Origin of the sequence: Streptomyces sp. NPDC051051 (genome assembly GCF_040682975.1) — a bacterium.
In the GTDB taxonomy this organism is placed as follows: domain Bacteria; phylum Actinomycetota; class Actinomycetes; order Streptomycetales; family Streptomycetaceae; genus Streptomyces.
Genome location: NZ_JBFBCB010000010.1, coordinates 135,046 through 151,934 on the forward strand (window position 1 = coordinate 135,046; position 16,889 = coordinate 151,934).

At 73.5% G+C, this 16,889-nt stretch carries 15 protein-coding genes and 1 pseudogene; 12 read left to right on the plus strand and 4 right to left on the minus strand.

The window, feature by feature from the left end:
- Window positions 1-82: 82 nt before the first annotated feature.
- On the minus strand, window positions 83-1,126 hold the full coding sequence (locus AB0N31_RS10905; protein ID WP_366058031.1) for an Rv2578c family radical SAM protein: 1,044 nt from the start codon (window positions 1,124-1,126) through the stop codon (window positions 83-85).
- Between the two features lie 179 nt (window positions 1,127-1,305).
- Here AB0N31_RS10905 and AB0N31_RS10910 point away from each other — a divergent pair, with 179 nt between their 5' ends.
- The 10 genes and pseudogenes from AB0N31_RS10910 (at window position 1,306) to AB0N31_RS10955 (ending at window position 13,508) form a co-directional block, all read left to right on the plus strand.
- A complete protein-coding gene (locus AB0N31_RS10910) occupies window positions 1,306-1,749 on the plus strand; it encodes an SRPBCC family protein (RefSeq protein WP_366058032.1) in 444 nt (147 codons plus the stop codon).
- Between the two features lie 180 nt (window positions 1,750-1,929).
- On the plus strand, window positions 1,930-4,344 hold the full coding sequence (locus tag AB0N31_RS10915; protein WP_366058034.1) for an MFS transporter: 2,415 nt from the start codon (window positions 1,930-1,932) through the stop codon (window positions 4,342-4,344).
- A gap of 142 nt (window positions 4,345-4,486) precedes the next feature.
- The gene (locus AB0N31_RS10920) at window positions 4,487-7,003 is read left to right on the plus strand and encodes a SpoIIE family protein phosphatase (RefSeq protein WP_366058035.1); all 2,517 of its coding nucleotides are present in this window, start codon (window positions 4,487-4,489) and stop codon (window positions 7,001-7,003) included.
- Between the two features lie 229 nt (window positions 7,004-7,232).
- Window positions 7,233-7,367: pseudogene (locus tag AB0N31_RS10925) on the plus strand (SAM-dependent methyltransferase); the annotation flags it as partial.
- Window positions 7,368-7,516: 149 nt separating this feature from the next.
- Window positions 7,517-8,350 (plus strand): M55 family metallopeptidase, encoded by an 834-nt coding sequence (locus AB0N31_RS10930; protein ID WP_366058036.1) that lies wholly within the window; start codon window positions 7,517-7,519, stop codon window positions 8,348-8,350.
- A complete protein-coding gene (locus AB0N31_RS10935) occupies window positions 8,343-9,647 on the plus strand; it encodes a M20/M25/M40 family metallo-hydrolase (RefSeq protein WP_366058037.1) in 1,305 nt (434 codons plus the stop codon). Before AB0N31_RS10930 ends, AB0N31_RS10935 begins: the two co-directional genes overlap by 8 nt.
- A gap of 11 nt (window positions 9,648-9,658) precedes the next feature.
- Window positions 9,659-11,611: a prolyl oligopeptidase family serine peptidase gene (locus AB0N31_RS10940; protein WP_366058038.1), complete on the plus strand. Its 1,953-nt coding sequence runs from the start codon at window positions 9,659-9,661 to the stop codon at window positions 11,609-11,611.
- The gene (locus tag AB0N31_RS10945; RefSeq protein ID WP_366058039.1) at window positions 11,608-12,531 is read left to right on the plus strand and encodes an LD-carboxypeptidase; all 924 of its coding nucleotides are present in this window, start codon (window positions 11,608-11,610) and stop codon (window positions 12,529-12,531) included. The genes AB0N31_RS10940 and AB0N31_RS10945 overlap by 4 nt, the downstream gene beginning before the upstream one ends.
- Window positions 12,532-12,660: 129 nt before the next feature.
- Window positions 12,661-12,909 (plus strand): DUF1049 domain-containing protein, encoded by a 249-nt coding sequence (locus tag AB0N31_RS10950; RefSeq protein ID WP_366058040.1) that lies wholly within the window; start codon window positions 12,661-12,663, stop codon window positions 12,907-12,909.
- A 20-nt stretch (window positions 12,910-12,929) separates the two neighbouring features.
- Complete coding sequence (locus AB0N31_RS10955; protein WP_366058041.1) at window positions 12,930-13,508, plus strand: GNAT family protein; 579 nt, start codon at window positions 12,930-12,932, stop codon at window positions 13,506-13,508.
- Here the strand turns inward: AB0N31_RS10955 and AB0N31_RS10960 are convergent.
- Window positions 13,453-13,839, minus strand: a complete 387-nt coding sequence (locus AB0N31_RS10960) for a DUF6204 family protein (RefSeq protein WP_366058042.1) — start codon at window positions 13,837-13,839, stop codon at window positions 13,453-13,455. The genes AB0N31_RS10955 and AB0N31_RS10960 overlap by 56 nt on opposite strands.
- Before the next feature lie 89 nt (window positions 13,840-13,928).
- On the opposite strand from AB0N31_RS10960, the gene AB0N31_RS10965 reads away from it, so the two are divergent.
- Window positions 13,929-14,828, plus strand: coding sequence for an arginase family protein (locus AB0N31_RS10965; protein ID WP_366058043.1), 900 nt, complete (start codon window positions 13,929-13,931; stop codon window positions 14,826-14,828).
- 27 nt (window positions 14,829-14,855) lie between these two features.
- On the opposite strand, the gene AB0N31_RS10970 is transcribed toward AB0N31_RS10965, so the two are convergent.
- Entirely contained in the window at window positions 14,856-15,206 is a 351-nt protein-coding gene (locus AB0N31_RS10970; protein ID WP_366058044.1) for a VOC family protein, read from the minus strand.
- A 132-nt stretch (window positions 15,207-15,338) separates the two neighbouring features.
- On the opposite strand from AB0N31_RS10970, the gene AB0N31_RS10975 reads away from it, so the two are divergent.
- Window positions 15,339-15,818: a phage holin family protein gene (locus AB0N31_RS10975; protein ID WP_366058045.1), complete on the plus strand. Its 480-nt coding sequence runs from the start codon at window positions 15,339-15,341 to the stop codon at window positions 15,816-15,818.
- Between the two features lie 76 nt (window positions 15,819-15,894).
- Here the strand turns inward: AB0N31_RS10975 and AB0N31_RS10980 are convergent, their stop codons facing one another.
- Window positions 15,895-16,848 carry an LLM class F420-dependent oxidoreductase gene (locus AB0N31_RS10980; protein WP_366058046.1) on the minus strand — a complete coding sequence of 318 codons (954 nt, stop codon included), beginning with the start codon at window positions 16,846-16,848 and terminating at the stop codon, window positions 15,895-15,897.
- Window positions 16,849-16,889: the final 41 nt, after the last annotated feature.

Genomic DNA, 16,889 nt, shown 5'->3' on the forward strand with positions numbered 1-16,889 from the left:
CATCGTCCCGGCATCGACGCCCGGAAGAACCTGTTCTGCCGATACTTGACCCGATTGGTCCGCCGGTTGCCCACGAACGTGCTCAGAGCAGGCTGAGCTGGGCCGGTCCGGCCGCGGCGGGCTCCGCCGCCGGCTCGGGCGGCCGGATCCGGCGGGGCATCCCCGCGCGCGTGGGGCCGATCCCGTACTCCTGGGCCAGGTCGTGGACCTGACGGGTGAGCCGGCGCTGGTACCACTTCGGCGCGTAGGCGCCGTCCGCGTACAGCCGCTCGAAGCGGCGCACCAGATGCGGGTGGTGCTCTCCGAGCCAGGTCGTGAACCACTCGCGGGCGCCGGGCCGCAGGTGCAGCACCAGCGGGGTGACGGAGGTGGCCCCGGCCGCCGCGATCGACCGCACGGTGGCGCGCAGTTGGTCCGGCCGGTCGCCGAGGAAGGGGATCACCGGCGCCATCAGCACCCCGCAGCCGATGCCGTGCGCGGTCAGCGTCCGGACCACCTCCAGGCGCCGCTGCGGGGCCGGGGTGCCCGGCTCGACGGTGCGCCACAGCTCGGTGTCGGTGAAGCCGACCGACACGGAGATGCCGACGTCGGTCACCTCGGCGGACTGCTTCAGCAGGTCGAGGTCGCGCAGGATCAGGGTGCCCTTGGTCAGGATCGAGAAGGGGCTCGCCCGGTCGCGCAGGGCGGTGAGGATGCCCGGCATCAGCCGGTAGCGGCCCTCGGCGCGCTGGCAGCAGTCGACATTGGTGCCCATCGCGACGTGCTCGCCGTGCCAGCGCGGCGAGGCCAGTTGGCGGCGCAGCAGCTCCGGCGCGTTCACCTTCACGACGATCTGGGTGTCGAAGCCGACGCCGGTGTCCAGGCCGAGGTGGCCGTGCGTCTTGCGGGCGAAGCAGTACACGCACGCGTGCGTGCAGCCCCGGTAGGGGTTCACCGTCCACTCGAACGGCATCCGGGAGGCGCCCGGCACCCGGTTGAGGATCGTGCGGGCCCGGATCTCGTGGAACGTCGTCCCGGCGAACTCCGGGGTGTCCAACGTCCTGGTGGTGACCGCGTCCGCGCCGAACAGCGCGGCGTCCGCCGGCCGGTCGCGGCGGGGTTCCACGGTGAGGTTCTCCCAGCGCATGAGGCCTCCTCGGTAGCACTGGACTCACAATGGAACACTTGCTCCCATGATCGTGCGAGGGTGCTTTCCGACCGGCCCGCGACCGCTTCCGCACCCCCGATTTGGGCGGCCGGGGACCGGGGTGGTTGGCTTGCCCCGATCCGAGGAACCACCGAGCAACAAGGACCTGGAGGAACCCCATGGCGCAGGTCGAGGCCACCACCGAGCGGGTCGTCGCGGCGGCCCCGGACACGGTGTTCGACGCGATCGCCGACTACAGCGGCACGCGCGCGAGGCTGCTGCCGGAGCAGTTCAGCGAGTACGAGGTGCGCGAGGGCGGCGACGGAGAGGGCACCCTCGTCCACTGGAAGCTCCAGGCCACCAGCAAGCGCGTCCGTGACTGCCTCCTGGAGGTCACCGAGCCCACCGACGGCGAGCTGGTCGAGAAGGACCGCAACTCCTCCATGGTCACCGTCTGGCGGGTCACCCCGGCCGGGGAGGGCAGGTCCCGCGTCGTCGTGACCACCACCTGGACCGGCGCCGGCGGCGTCGGCGGCTTCTTCGAGAGGACCTTCGCCCCCAAGGGCCTCGGCCGGATCTACGACGCGATCCTCGGCAACCTCGCCACCGAGGTCGAGAAGTAGCCCGCCCTCGGCGGCGGCTCGCCGCAGGTCAAGAGCCCGACGACTCCTGACCGTTGCTCCACCTCACCGGTTCGAGTGGTTCTCCCTTCGGACCGGGTCGATGCCGTAACTCGTCGCACTTGCTCGGAGTTGTCGCTTCACGCGGGACTTGTGCGGCAGGTGCGACGAGGGGAGCGATAGGTGGGTGGGACCACTCTGGTGCAGGAAGACCTGCACGACGGAGCGCGGAGCGCACCGGCGGCGGCACCTCCACCGCCCGCCCCGCCCGGGGCCGCCCGGAGCGCCGAACCGAGCCCTCGCCAGGTGCGGCTGGTCTTCTTCGCGCTGATGCTCGCGCTGCTCCTCGCGGCGCTGGAGCAGATGATCGTCGCCACCGCGCTGCCGAAGATCGTCGGCGAACTGCACGGCCTGGACAAGATGTCCTGGGCGATCACCGCCTACCTGCTCACCGCCACCGTCGGACTGCCGGTCTACGGCAAACTCGGCGACCTCCTCGGCCGCAAGGGCGTCTTCCAGTTCGCCATCGTCGTCTTCGTCGTCGGCTCCGCGCTGGCCGGACGGGCGCGGACCATGGACCAGCTGATCGCCTTCCGCGCCGTGCAGGGCGTCGGCGCCGGCGGGCTCATGATCGGCGTACAGGCGATCATCGCGGACATCGTGCCGCCCCGGCAGCGCGCCCGCTTCATGGGCCTCATCGGCGCCGCCTTCGGCCTCGCCTCCGTCGCGGGACCGCTGCTCGGCGGCTACTTCACCGACCACCTGTCCTGGCGCTGGTGCTTCTACGTCAACGTCCCCTTCGGCGTGCTCACCCTCGCCGTCGTCGCCGTCGTCCTCAAGCTGCCCAAGCCGCGCACCAGGCCCCGCTTCGACGTGCTCGGCACCCTGCTGCTCGCCACAGCCTCCACCTGCCTGGTCCTGCTGACCAGTTGGGGCGGCACCGAACACGCCTGGGACTCGCGCCTCATCCTGTCCCTCGGCGCGGGCGCCGCCCTGGCCACCGTCCTCTTCCTGGTCGCCGAGCGCTTCGCCGCCGAACCCCTCATTCCGCTGCGGCTGTTCCGCGACTCCGTCTTCACCCTGACCAGCCTCGTGGGGCTGGTGATCGGCGTCGCCCTCTTCGGCGCCGCCAGCTATCTGCCGACCTTCCTCCAGATGGTCGACGGCGCCTCCGCCACCGAGTCCGGGCTGCTCATGCTGCCCATGATGGGCGGCATCGTCGTCAGCTCGGTCGTCTCCGGACAGCTCATCACCCACACCGGCCGCTACCGGATGTACCCCGTCCTCGGCGGCGCCCTCGCCGTGCTCGGCATGTGGCTGCTGTCCCGGCTCGAGGCCGACACACCCCGGCTGCACTACAGCCTCTGGATGGCGGTCCTCGGCGCCGGCATCGGGCTGGTGATGCCCGTCCTCGTCCTCGCCGTGCAGAACTCCGTGCGTCCCGCCGATCTCGGCACCGCCACCAGCGCCCACAACTACTTCCGCCAGATCGGCGGCAGCGTCGGCGCCGCCGTCTTCGGCACCCTCTTCGCGAACCGGCTCACCGACTCCCTGCGCGAGCGCCTCCCCGGCGGCGCGGATGCCGGTGCCGGCCTCCCCGACCCCGAGTCGATCACCCCGCAGCTCGTCCACACCCTGCCCCCGGCGCTGCGCGACGCCTACATCGGCGCGTACGCCGACGCCATGCCGAGGATCTTCCTGTACCTGGTACCGGTGCTCGCCCTCGGCCTCGTGCTCACCTTCTTCCTCAAGGAGAAACCGCTGGTGTCCCACCACGCCACCGAAACGGAACCCGCGCCCGTGACCACCCCCATCCCGCAGGCCCGCGCCGCGTACACCGCGGGCATCCCCGTCTGCGGCACGGTCCAGCACCCCGACGGAACCGCCGTGCCGCGCGCCGCGCTCACCCTCATCGACGTGGCCGGACAGCAGATCGGGCGCGGTGCCAGCGGCGAGGACGGACGGTACGCGCTGGCCACGCCCGGCTCCGGGTCGTACGTCCTGATCGCCGCAGCCGGCGGGCACCAGCCGCAGGCGGTCTCCGTGACCGTCGGTGAGCGCCCCGTCGAGCTGGACGTCGTCCTCGGCGGTGCCGGACGCCTCGCCGGCGCCGTCGTCACCGCCGACGGCACGCCCGTGCGGGACGCCGCCGTCACCCTCACCAACGTCCACGGCGAGGTCGTCGCCAGTACCCGCAGCGGGCGCGAGGGCGGGTACGTCATCACCGAGCTGGTGGCCGGCGAGTACACCCTCGCCGCCAGCGCCCCCGCCTTCCGCCCCGCCGCGCTGCCGGTCACCGTGCAGGCCTCGCGGGAGACCCGCCAGGACGTCGAACTCGCCGGCGGCGCCGTGCTGCGCGGCACGGTCCGGGCCACCGGCGGGCGGCCCGTCGAGGACGCGCGCGTGACGCTCCTGGACGCCGCGGGCAACGTGGTGGACACCCTCACCACGGGCCCGGACGGCACCTTCCGCTTCGTCGACCTGTCCTCCGGCGAGTACACCGTCATCGCCGCGGGTTACCCGCCGGTCGCCACCGTGCTGCAGGTGGCCGGCGGCGGCCGCACGGAGCGTGATCTGCAACTGGGCCACGAGGACTGAGAGAACCCCGGGGAAGCCCGTCACCCAGCACTTCCCCGGTGGAACCAATTCCAGAATTGCCGCACATCCCGTACGGCGCGCGCCGTACGGTGGGGACTGCGGGGGAGATCATGTGCAGCTCTGGGGAGAGAGGGTCTGGGCCATGGACCGTGGCACCGAGAGGGACGCACCTCCCAGCCGCGGGGCGGAGAGCGGTGCGCCACCCGAGGCCGCGGACACCGGACGCATCCCGCTCGCCGTGGTCGTCGTCGACCGGGCCGGCCTCGTCTCGCACTGGAGCAGCGGCGCCCGCCGGCTGTTCGGCGTCCCCAGGGAAGAGGCGATCGGCGAGCCCGCCATCGACCTGCTGCCCGTCTCGGGCGCCCTCCCCGACATCGACGACCACCTGCCGTACGACGACCACGCGCCCTACGACGGCCTCGGACCCGGGCTGGGGAACTCCCTCGACGGCGGGCTGGGCTACCCGGCCGCCGGGCGGGCCCGGCTGACCGTGCCCGAGCGGGGCGGGACGGAGCCCCGGCCCGCAGGGTGGGAGAGACCCCGCGTCGACGTCCTGTGGTGGGCGTACCCCCTGGTCGGACCGGGCAGCGAGCGGCTGCTGGTGCTGGCCGCCGACGCCGAGCGCCTGCACCGGCCCGACAGGGACGACGGCCGGCGCGTCGAGCGCATCGCGCCCGGCTTCGCCCTGCACACCGACTTCCCCGGCGCCGAGGACCTCGCCCGCAGGCTCCCCGAGATCCTGCCCAGCATGAGCGTCCACGAGAGCGCCCGCATCGTCTCCCAGGTTCTCGAACTGGGCTATCCCGTACTGGAGTTCAGCCAGAACGACCGGGTGCCCGTCACCCCCGACTGGGGGGTCGCGCGGCGCGTCGAGCGCAGAGCCCGCCGCGAGCGGGCCGCCCGCGCCGCGGCCGCCGGCCGGCCCGCGCCCGCGGACCCCGACGACGAGGGCGAGGACCTCGAACACGCCGCCGTCCGCGAACGCCTGGAGTTCCTCAACGAGGTCAGCGGGAGGATCGGCACCTCCCTCGACCTGTCCCGCACCATCGGCGAGGTCAGCAGGGCCGTCGTACCGCGCTTCACCGACGTCGCCTGCACCTATCTGCGCGAACAGGTGCTCGCCGGCGAGGAGTTCCCCGACGGCGTGCCGAACACCACGACCATGTGGCACCGGGTCGCCCTGGAGCACACCGACGAACCCGGCCGCTGGGACGACGTGGTGCCCGTCGGCGAGGCCATGCCCTTCCCGGAGCACACGCCGTTCTTCCAGTGCATGACCAGCGGCGAACCCGTCCTCGTACCGCGCATCGACGAACGGCTGGGCCACGCCGTCGCCTCGCAGTTCGACAAGCGCGACCTCCGGCCCCTGATCACGGGCCGCTCGATGCTCGTCGTCCCGCTGAAGGCCCGCGACGTCGTCCTCGGCTTCATGGTCCTGCTGCGCCACCCCGAGCGCTCCGAGTTCGACGACATGGACCGGGTCACCGGCGCCGAACTCGCCGCCCGCGCGGGTCTGGTGCTGGACAACGCGCGCATGTACACCTACCAGGAGAGCATCGCCGACACGCTCCAGGACAGCATGCTGCCGCGCATACCGCCGCGGATGGCGGGCTGCGACATCGCCACCCGCTATCTGCCCGGCACCCTGCTGGGGCGGGTCGGCGGCGACTGGTTCGACTCCGTGAAACTGCCCGGCGCCCGCACCGCGCTCGTCGTCGGCGACGTGATGGGCCACGGTCTCCACTCCGCCGCCAAGATGGGCCAGTTGCGCACGGCCGTGCAGACCATGGCTGCGCTCGACCTGCCGCCCGCGCAACTCCTGCGCAACCTCGACGACCTGGCCCGGCGCCTCGGCGACACCTACCTCGCCACCTGCCTGTACGCCGTCTACGACCCGATCGCGAGCGAACTGCACCTCGCCAACGCGGGCCACGTCCCGCCCGTGCTGGTACGCGCCGACGACGGCCGCAGCGAACTGCTCGACCTGCCCACCGGCGCCCCCGTCGGCGTCGGCGGAGTGCCCTTCGAGGAGGTGCGCGTGCGCGTGGCGCCCGGCGACCGGCTCGTGATGTGCACCGACGGACTCGTCGAGATGCGCGGCGAGGACATCGGCGTGGGCCTGGCGGCCCTGTGCGAGTCCGCCGCCCACCCGGCCGCCTCCATGGACGACGCCTGCGACACCATCGTCCGCGCCCTCGCCGCGACGTTCTCGAAGGCCGGCCGGGGCAGCCGCAAGGACGACGTGGCACTCCTGATGGCCCGTCTCCACGGCATCGAGCCCGGGGACGTCGCCGAGTGGACCCTCCCCCTCGATCCCGCCCAGGTCGGCCGGGCCCGCGCCGCGGTCCGCGAACAGCTCCACGACTGGCGGCTCGCACAGTTGGCCGACCCGGCCGAGCTGATGGTCAGCGAAGTGGTGACCAACGCCCTGCGGCACGCGCACGGACGGCCGGTCACCCTGCGGCTCGTGCGCGGGGAGACACTGCTGTGCGAGGTGGACGACGACGACCACGAGCTGCCGACGCTGCTGAGCGCCGGACCCGACGACGAGTCCGGGCGCGGACTGCGGGTGGTGAGCACGCTGGCCCGGGAATGGGGCACCAGCCGGACCGCTGCGGGCAAGTCGGTCTGGTTCGAACTGACCCTTCCCCGGCGCTGACCGGCTCTTCACGGGCGCGGGGGGCGCACGACGGCGTACGCCGTTCGAACGAGGCGTGAAGGAATTCGTACGGCGCTTGTCCGCGCCACCGGGGAGCGATACACCGTACTGGCCCGTCACCCACGGCGGATCGACGTCGCACCCTGAGGAGTCGGGCATGAGCGTGACGAGTCGGTACCGGGCGGCCTGGGAGGGCTTCTGGCGGGAGGCCCCGCCGACGACCCGGTAACCGGTGTACCTGGCGGCCGCCGGGCTCACCGTCCTCGCCTTTGGCGCGCTCCCGCTCGTCACGACCGAGTTCGCCGCCGACGGGACCCGGATCGAGCTGCCGTCGCAGTGGGTCCTCGCGGGCCGGGAGAGGTGACCGAGACCGCGCGGACGTGACCACCGGTGCCCCGGTACCGGTCGTCGCGGCGGGGGCCGCCGTCACCTGCCCCGTCGGGGAGGTCTTCCGCCGGCCGTCCGGTGGACCGTTAAGCTCAGGGGGTTTTCCGGGAGAGGACGGACGCGGGCATGAAAATCCTGATCAGCGCCGACATGGAGGGCGCCACCGGCGTCACCTGGCCGGCCGACGTGCTGCCGGGGACGCCCCAGTGGGAGCGGTGCCGGGCGCTGTTCACCTCCGACGTCAACGCGGCCGTCCTCGGGTTCTTCGACGGCGGCGCCGACGAGGTCCTGATCAACGAGGCGCACTGGACGATGCGCAACCTGCTCCTGGAACGGCTCGACGAGCGGGCGCAGATGCTCACCGGGCGGCACAAGTCGCTGTCGATGGTCGAGGGCGTCCAGCACGGCGACGTCGACGGCATCGCGTTCGTCGGCTACCACGCCGGTGCCGGCGCGGAGGGCGTCCTCGCCCACACCTACCTCGCCAACTCCATCACCGGGGTGTGGCTGAACGACGTGCGGGCCAGCGAGGGGCTGCTCAACGCGCGGGTCGTCGCTGAGTACGGGGTGCCGGTCGTGCTGGTCACGGGTGACGACGTGGCCTGCGAGGACGCGCTCGGGTACGCGCCCGAGGCGCTGAAGGTCGCCGTCAAGGACCACGTGTCGCGGTACGCGGCGGTGTGCCGGACCCCGGTCAGGACCGCCGCCGACATCCGGGCCGCGGCCGAGGAGGCCGCCCGGCTGGCGGTGCGCCGGGAACCGGTGGAGGCGGGACCGTTCACCGTCGCCGTGGAGTTCGACGCCGAGCACCTGGCGATGGCCGCGACCGTGGTGCCGGGCGTGGCGCGGACCGCGGAGCGCAGGATCGCCTACACCAGCGGCACCATGTACGAGGGCATTCGCACGTTCAAGGCGGTCACGACGGTCGTCTCGGCCGCGGTGGAGGAGCAGTATGGCTGACGGGCAGGCGAGGGACGAGGTCGTTCGGTTCACCTCGGACCTCATCCGGATCGACACGACCAACCGGGGCGGCGGGGACTGCCGGGAGCGGCCCGCCGCCGAGTACGCGGCCGAACAGCTCGCCGCGGCGGGCCTGGAGCCGACGCTCCTCGAGCGCACGCCGGGCCGCACCAACGTGGTCGCCCGCATCGAGGGCACCGACCCGTCCGCGGACGCCCTGCTCGTCCACGGGCACCTGGACGTGGTGCCGGCCGAGCCCGCGGACTGGCGCGTGCACCCCTTCTCCGGGGAGGTGCGCGACGGCGTCGTGTGGGGGCGCGGGGCCGTCGACATGAAGAACATGGACGCGATGATCCTCGCCGTCGTCCGGTCCTGGGCCCGCCAGGGCGTCCGGCCCCGGCGCGATCTCGTCGTCGCCTTCACCGCGGACGAGGAGGCCAGCGCCGAGGACGGTTCCGGGTTCCTCGCGGACCGCCACCCCCACCTCTTCGAGGGCTGCACGGAGGGCATCGGCGAGTCGGGCGCGTTCACCTTCCACGACGGCACCGGACGCGAGATCTACCCCATCGCGGCCGGTGAACGCGGCACCGGCTGGCTGAAGCTGACCGCGCGCGGACGCGCGGGACACGGCTCCAAGGTCAACCGGGAGAACGCGGTGACCCGGCTGGCCGCCGCGATCACCCGCATCGGCGAGCACGAGTGGCCGCTGCGGCTCACCCCCACGGTGACGGCCGCGCTCACTGAGATCGCCGCCCTCTACGGCGTCGAGGCCGACCTGGACGACGTGGACGGTCTGCTGGAGAAGCTCGGTCCGGCGGCCAAACTGGTCGAGGCGACCGTCCGCAACAGCGCCAACCCGACCATGCTGGAAGCCGGTTACAAGATCAACGTCATTCCGGGGGAGGCGGTGGCGTACGTCGACGGACGGTATCTCGCGGGCTGCGAGGACGAGTTCCGCGCCACCCTCGACGCGCTGACCGGGCCCGACGTGAGCTGGGAGTTCGAGCACCGCGAGGTCGCCCTCCAGGCGCCGGTGGACTCGCCGACGTACGCCAGGATGCGGGCGGCCGTCGAGGAGTTCGCGCCGCAGGGCCACGTGGTGCCGTACTGCATGTCCGGCGGCACGGACGCCAAGCAGTTCTCGCGGCTCGGGATCACCGGCTACGGCTTCGCCCCTCTGAAGCTGCCGGAGGGTCTCGACTACCAGGCCCTCTTCCACGGAGTCGACGAACGGGTCCCCGTCGAGGCGCTGCACTTCGGCGTCGACGTCCTCGACCGTTTCCTGCGCACGGCCTAGAGGAGCGAGACGTGCAGAACCTGCCGTACGGCGCTTGGCCCTCCCCCCTCGACGCGCGTCTCGCCGCCGCGCACGACGGGCGTCCCGAGTACGTCGGTTTCGTCGGCGACGAGGTGTGGTGGACGGCCCCCCGGCCCGCCGAGGGCGGTCGGCGCACGCTGGTGCGACGGCGGGTCGACGGTACCGAGGAGTCGGTCCTGCCCGCGCCGTGGAACGTGCGCAGCCGAGTCCTCGAGTACGGCGGACAGCCCTGGGCGGGCCGGGTGCTGGGCGGACGGACCCTGGTGGTGTTCGTGCACTTCGCCGACCAGCGGCTGTACGCCTGCGAGCCCGGCGGCGAGCCCCGTCCGCTGACCCCGGTGTCGGAGGTGGGCGGCGGACTGCGCTGGGCGGAACCGCAGTTCCCGCCCGGACGGGACGAAGTGTGGTGCGTGCTGGAGGAGTTCACCGGCGACGGACCCACCGACGTACGCCGGGTCCTGGCCGCCGTGCCGCTGGACGGCTCGGCGGCCGCGGACCGCGGTGCCGTGCGCGAACTCACCGACGCGCGGCGGCGGTTCGTCACCGGAGCCCGGCTGTCGCCCGACGGCCGGCGGGCCGCCTGGCTGGCCTGGGACCACCCGCGGATGCCGTGGGACGGCACGGAGGCCCTGGTCGCCGAGGTCGGTGCCGACGGGACGTTCGGGGAACCCCGCGTGGTGGCCGGTGGTCCGCAGGAGTCGATCGCGCAGGTCGACTGGTCGACGGACGGCTGTCTGCTGTACGCGAGCGACCGTACGGGCTGGTGGAACCTCTACCGGGACCACCGGCCCGTGTGCCCGCGCGAGGAGGAGTTCGGCGGCGCGCTCTGGAAGCTCGGCCACCGCTGGTTCGCCCCGCTGGCGGACGGCCTGGTCGCCGTCGTGCACGGCCGCGGGGCCGCCGCGCTCGGCGTCCTCGACCCCGAGACCGGTGAGGTCGTCGACGCCGCCGGGCCCTGGACCGAGTTCGCTTCCACCCTCGCCGTGCACGGGGAGCGGATCGTCGCCGTCGGCGCCGGCCCGCGCAGCGCCCACGAGGTCGTCGAGCTGGACGTCCGCACCGGCCGCGCCCGGGTGATCGGCGCCGGGCACGACGACACCGTGGACCCCGCGTACTACCCCGACCCCCGGATCCGCACCTTCACCGGCCCCGAGGGCCGCGAGATCCACGCCCACGTCCACCCGCCGCGCAACCCCGGCTGCGTCGCCCCCGGCGCCGAACTGCCGCCCTACGTGATCTGGGCGCACGGCGGGCCCACCGACCGCTCCCCGCTCGTACTGGACCTGGAGATCGCCTACTTCACCTCCCGCGGCATCGGCGTCGCCGAGGTCGACTACGGGGGGTCGACCGGATACGGGCGCGCGTACCGGGACCGGCTGCGCGGGCAGTGGGGGGTGGTCGACGTCGAGGACTGCGCCGCCGTCGCCCTCGCCCTCGCCGACGAGGGCACCGCCGACCGCGGCCGACTGGCGATCCGCGGCGGCAGCGCGGGCGGCTGGACCGCCGCCGCGTCCCTGGCCGGCACCGACGTCTACGCCTGCGGCACGATCAGCTACCCCGTCCTCGACCTCACGGCCTGGGCGACGGGGGAGACCCATGACTTCGAGTCGCGCTACCTCGACACCCTGGTCGGCCCCCTCGACGAGGTGCCCGCCCGCTACGCGGAACGCTCGCCCGTCGAGCACGCCGACCGCATCGACGTACCGTTCCTGCTGCTCCAGGGCCTCGACGACGTGATCTGCCCGCCCGCCCAGGCCGAACGGCTCCTCGCCCGCATCGCGGGACGCCGGGTGCCGCACGCCTACCTCGCCTTCGAGGGCGAGGGGCACGGCTTCCGGCGGGCCGAGACGGTGGCGCGCGCCCTGGAGGCCGAACTGTCCCTGTACTCCCAGGTGTTCGGGCTGAACACGCCCGGCATCCCCACCCTGGAGCTGGCCACGTGAAGGAACTCGTGCGGCCGCCCCGGCTCGCCTCCGGCGCCCGGGTGGCGGTCGTCGCGCCCAGCGGACCCGTCGCCGAGGAACGGCTCCAGGCGGGCCTCGACCTGCTGCGCGGCTGGGACCTCGACCCGTTCGCCGCACCCCATGTCCTGGACGTGCACGGCGCGTTGCCCCATCTGGCCGGCACCGACGCCGACCGGGCCGCCGACCTCCAGCGCGCCTGGTGCGACCCGTCCGTCGACGCGGTGATCTGCGCGCGCGGCGGTTACGGCGCCCAGCGCATGGTCGACCTGCTCGACTGGGAGGCCATGCGGGCCGCCGGGCCGAAGGTGTTCCTCGGCTTCAGCGACAGCACCACCCTGCACGAGGCGTTCGCCGTCCGCCTCGGCCTGGTCACGCTGTACGGCCCCGTCGCCGCCGGCGTCGACTTCGTGAAGAACGCCCGCGCCCAGGAACACCTCAAGGCCACCCTGTTCGCCCCGGAGACCGTCCGCACCCTCACCTCCACCGGCACCGCCCTCGCTCCCGGCCGGGCCCGCGGCGTCACCCTCGGCGGCTGCCTCACCCTCCTCGCCACCGGGTACGGCACCCCGCACACCCGGTCCGGCGCCCGCGGCGGACTGCTGCTCCTGGAGGACGTCGGGGAACGGCCGTACCGCGTCGACCGGACGCTCACCCACCTCCTGCGCACCGGCTGGCTCGACGGCGTCGCCGGGATCGCGCTGGGCTCCTGGGCGCAGTGCGGTCCTTACGAGGAGCTGCGGCCCGTGCTGGCCGACCGGCTCGGCGGGCTCGGCGTGCCGGTCGTCGAGGAACTCGGCTTCGGCCACTGCGACGGCGCACTGACGGTGCCCTTCGGGATCGCCGCCGAACTCGACGCGGACACCGGCACGCTCACCCTCGCCATGCCCGCCCTGAGCTGACCCCCGGCCGGCCCCGTCACCCGCAGGGCCACCGCCGGCCGGAGCGGGCGGCGGGGCGGGTGGCCGGGGCGTCACCCGTGGGCAGTCCTCCGCCGCGCCGGAGGGCGCCGGCGGGCCCACCCTGGGCGTATGAGTCCGAAGACCTCCGAGAGCGACGGAAAGACCAGTGGGACGGGTGGCGCGCCGACGCCCGCCCGGATCACCGTCCTGGCGCTCGCCCTCCTCGCACTGATCTTCGTCTTCGAGAACACCGGCGCCACCCGGATCAGGCTGCTGGTCCCCGAGGTGACGGTGACGGTGCCGCTGTGGACGGCGATGCTCGCCACCGGGGCCGTCGGCGCGCTGTGCGGCGCGTACGCCGTCAGACGGCGCGACTGACCACGTCGTACGCTGGCCCGATGCCGCACACCACATCCCGCCACCTCGCCGAGGGCTCCCGCGTGGGCATACGCCACTTCTCCCACGCCGACGCGGACGAGTTCACGGCCCGGGTCCGGGAGAGCAGGGACCTGCACCGTCCGTGGCTGTTCCCGCCGGCCACCGTTGAGGCGTACGGGGCCTACGCGGAACGGCTCATCGAGGACCCGACGAAGGCCGGGTTCCTCGTGTGCACCCTGGACGACGGGGCCCTCGCCGGGTTCATCAACATCAACAACATCGTCGGGGGCGGCTTCCAGTGCGGCGCGCTCGGCTACGGCGCCTTCGCGCACGCCGCCGGGCGCGGACTGATGCGCGAGGGGCTCGACCTCGTGGTGGCCCACGCCTTCGGGCCGATGCGGCTGCACCGGCTGGAGATCAACGTGCAGCCCGGCAACGCCGCCTCGATCGCCCTCGCGCGGGCCTGCGGGTTCCGGCTGGAGGGCTTCTCCCCGAAGATGATCCACATCGACGGGGACTGGCGCGACCACGAGCGGTGGGCGCTCACCACCGAGATGCGTGCCCCGCGTTCCCCCGGGACCGCCCGCCCTTCCGGTTGATCTTCATCGTGTCCAGGTCCGTGACCGTCGACTTCAGACCCGTGAAGCCGTAGCCCAGCTCCCGCAGCGTCGTCTCGGCGCGCTCCTCGGCGAGCGCGCCCGCCATCTCCTCGCCGTCCGCCGCGTCCGAGACCACCACGTACCGCAGCGAGAAGTGCTTCAGCGGCGACGGCTCGTACGTCAGCGAGCCCTCCTCGGTGAACCGCATGCTCGTCAGGCCGTGCTCGGCGGCCTCGGAGAGCAGCCGGGCACGCGCCGCCTCCGTCAGACCGTCCCAGGTGCCCCGGACGATGACCCGGTAGGTGTGCCGCTCGGCCGTCTGCTCGCTCACCGCGTCCGCTCCTTCGTTTCCCGCATGTCCCGCGTGGTCCGCGGGAAAGCCGTTGAACGCCCGACTGTACGTCGGCGAGGATGCCGGGCATGCGGAATTTCGTGGTGCTCGACGCCCCTTCCAACCTGGGGCTGCGCCCGCCCGCCCCCGGCACGGTGCCCGGCTGCCACAAGCTCGCGGGCGCCCTGCGCGACCAGCGGGTCGTGCGGAGGCTGGGCGCCGCGGAGGGCGGGGTCGTCGTCCCCCCGCGCTACGACCGGGGGGACTGGAAGGAGGGCGACGGCGTCTTCAATGCGGCCGCCCTCGCCTCCTACACCCGCCGGCTCGCCGACCGCGTCGAACGGCACGTGCGCGCCGGGGACTTCCCCGTCGTCCTGGGGGGTGACTGCTCGATCCAGCTCGGCGCCGCCCTCGCGCTGCGCCGCATCGGCCGGTACGGGCTGGTCGCGGTGGACGCCTCCCACGACTTCCGTCACCCCGGCAACTCGACCGCGGTCGGCGCGGCGGCAGGCGAGGAGGTCGCGCTCGCCACCGGCCGGGGCCAGAGCGACCTCACCGACCTGGAGGGCCTCAGGCCCTATCTGCGCGACGAGGACGTGCGGTTCCTCGGCATCCGCGACGAGTTCGCCGACGACACCGCCGAACTCGCGGCTCTGGGGATGCCCGTCGTCACCGTGGGCGAACTGCGCGGGGGAGGCGCCGGGGCGCTCGGCGAGGTTACCGCACGCGCCTTCGAGAGCCCCGAGCTGGACGGCTTCTGGGTGCACCTGGACGCCGACGTCCTCGACCCGACGGTCATGCCCGCCGTCGACAGTCCCGACCCGAACGGTCTCTTCCCCGACGAACTCGTCCCGCTGCTGCGGCCGTTGCTCGCCTCGCCGCGCTGCACGGGCCTCGACGTCACCGTCTACGACCCCGACCTGGACCCCGACGGCACCGCGGGCGCGCTGCTCGCCGACCTCGTCGTCACCGCCCTCGGCCGCTCCTGAGCCGCCGCCCGCCGCCCGCCGCCCGCCTCACGCCGGACGGCGGTCCACGTACTCGTACACCGCGCCGTCCGGATGCCGCACGATCAGGTTGCGGCCCGCCGGGGTCGCCACCGGCCCCGCGATGATGTCCGCGCCCAGCTCGTCCAGCGTCCTGTGCGCCTGGTCGACGTCCGTCACGGCGATCGTCGCGGCGACCTTGCGCAGCACCTCCAGCTCGGCCGCGGGCCCGCTCATCAGCAGGAAGCAGCCGACCGCGGCGACCCGCACGCCGCCGCGCTCGAAGCGCAGCGCCGAGGCGCCCGAGAGGCGCTCGTAGAAGGGGACGGCGGCTTCCAGATCGTCCACGCAGACACGCAGGGTGGCTCCCAGAATGTTCATGCGCGAAAGCCTAGTTGGGCCGGACGGGCCGCGGAGATCCCTTCACCCGATCCCCTCGGCGGCCCGCGCCGGGCCCTCGCGCACCCGCCCCGCACCGCGTTACCGGCCGATGGCGCCGGGTACCCGGGAAACATGGAGCGCATCGATCACCTGGAGCATCTGGACAAGCACCTCGTCGACGAGCTGGCGCAGGTGGCACGCGAGACCATCCGCGAGGAACTGCGCGAACAGACCCGCAAGCAGCGCCGCAGGGCCACGCTGTACGCCGCCTCCGGCGCGCTCGCCCTGTACGCGGGAGCCGCCGTCGCGCTGGCCGTGGGCCTCGCCCTCGACATCGGGCTGCCCGACTGGGCCGCCGCACTGATCACCGCGGCCCTCCTCGGCGTGCTGGCCTACGTCCTGCGCGGCGCCGCCCGCCCGCACCCGGCCCACCACGGCACGGCCCCGTCCGCACAGCCGGGACCCGCCGCACCGCCCACGGGGGCGGCCACCGGCACGGGCACGCCCTACCCGCCGATGCCGCCCACCGCACCCGGCGTGGGCGTCCCCGAGCCGGGCGAGACGCCGCGGCCCGGCCGCATCGACCCCGAGACGCCCCACCACCGGGCCTGACCCACGACGTGGACGCACGGCAGGACCGTCGTGCTGACCGGGGCCGGGGCCGAGGACTCGGCCCCGGCCCGGGGGCTCAGGGAAGCCGCGGCAGCACCTTCGTGCGGTAGAAGTCGAAGAAACCACGCTGGTCGGGGCCGATCTGGTTGACGTAGATCCGGTCGAAGCCCGCGTCGGCGAACGCCTTCAGCGCCGTGACGTGGGCGTCCACGTCGTCGCCGCACACCGTGTTCCCGGCCACCATCTCCTCCGTGATCAGCGGTTCCAGCTGCTCGAAGTGGCTCGGCGTGGGCAGCACCTGGCCCATCTCGCCGGGCAGCAGCTGGTTGGACCACAGCCTGCGGACCGTGCGGACCGCCTCCTCGCGGTCGGGGCCGTAGCAGACCTTCATGCCGCCGCTGACGAGCTTGGCCCCGCCGCCGCCCTTGCGGAACTGCTCCACCAGCGGCTCCTCCGGCATCATCGTGATGTAGCCGTCGCCGATCCGGGCGGCGAGGGAGGTGGCCTTCGGGCCGAAACCGGAGACGTCGATCGGGACCGGCTCGTCCGGGACCGTGTAGAGGCGGGCGTTCTCCACCGTGTAGTGCGTGCCGACGTGGTTGACCTCCTCGCCGGTGAACAGCCGCCGCATGATCTGGACCGCCTCCTCCAGCATTTCCAGACGCACGTGCGCGGGCGGCCAGGCGTCGCCCAGGATGTGCTCGTTGAGGGCCTCGCCCGAGCCGACGCCGAGCCGGAAGCGGCCGTCCGTCATCACCGCGCTCGTCGCGGCGGCCTGCGCCACCACCGCCGGGTGCATCCGCACCGTCGGGCACGTCACGGCCGTCTCGACGGGCAGCGACACCGCCTGCGACAGCGCGCCGATCACCGACCAGACGAACGGGCTCTGGCCCTGTGCGTCGTTCCACGGGTGATAGTGGTCGGAGATCCAGAGCGCCGTGAAGCCGGCCTGTTCGGCCATCCGCGCCTGTTCGACCAGGTCCGCGGGGCCGAACTCCTCGCAGGACAGGAAATAGCCGTACTCGGGCATGGGGGGTACCTCCGCTGGGGTGCGGCGGGTGGGCGGTCGCG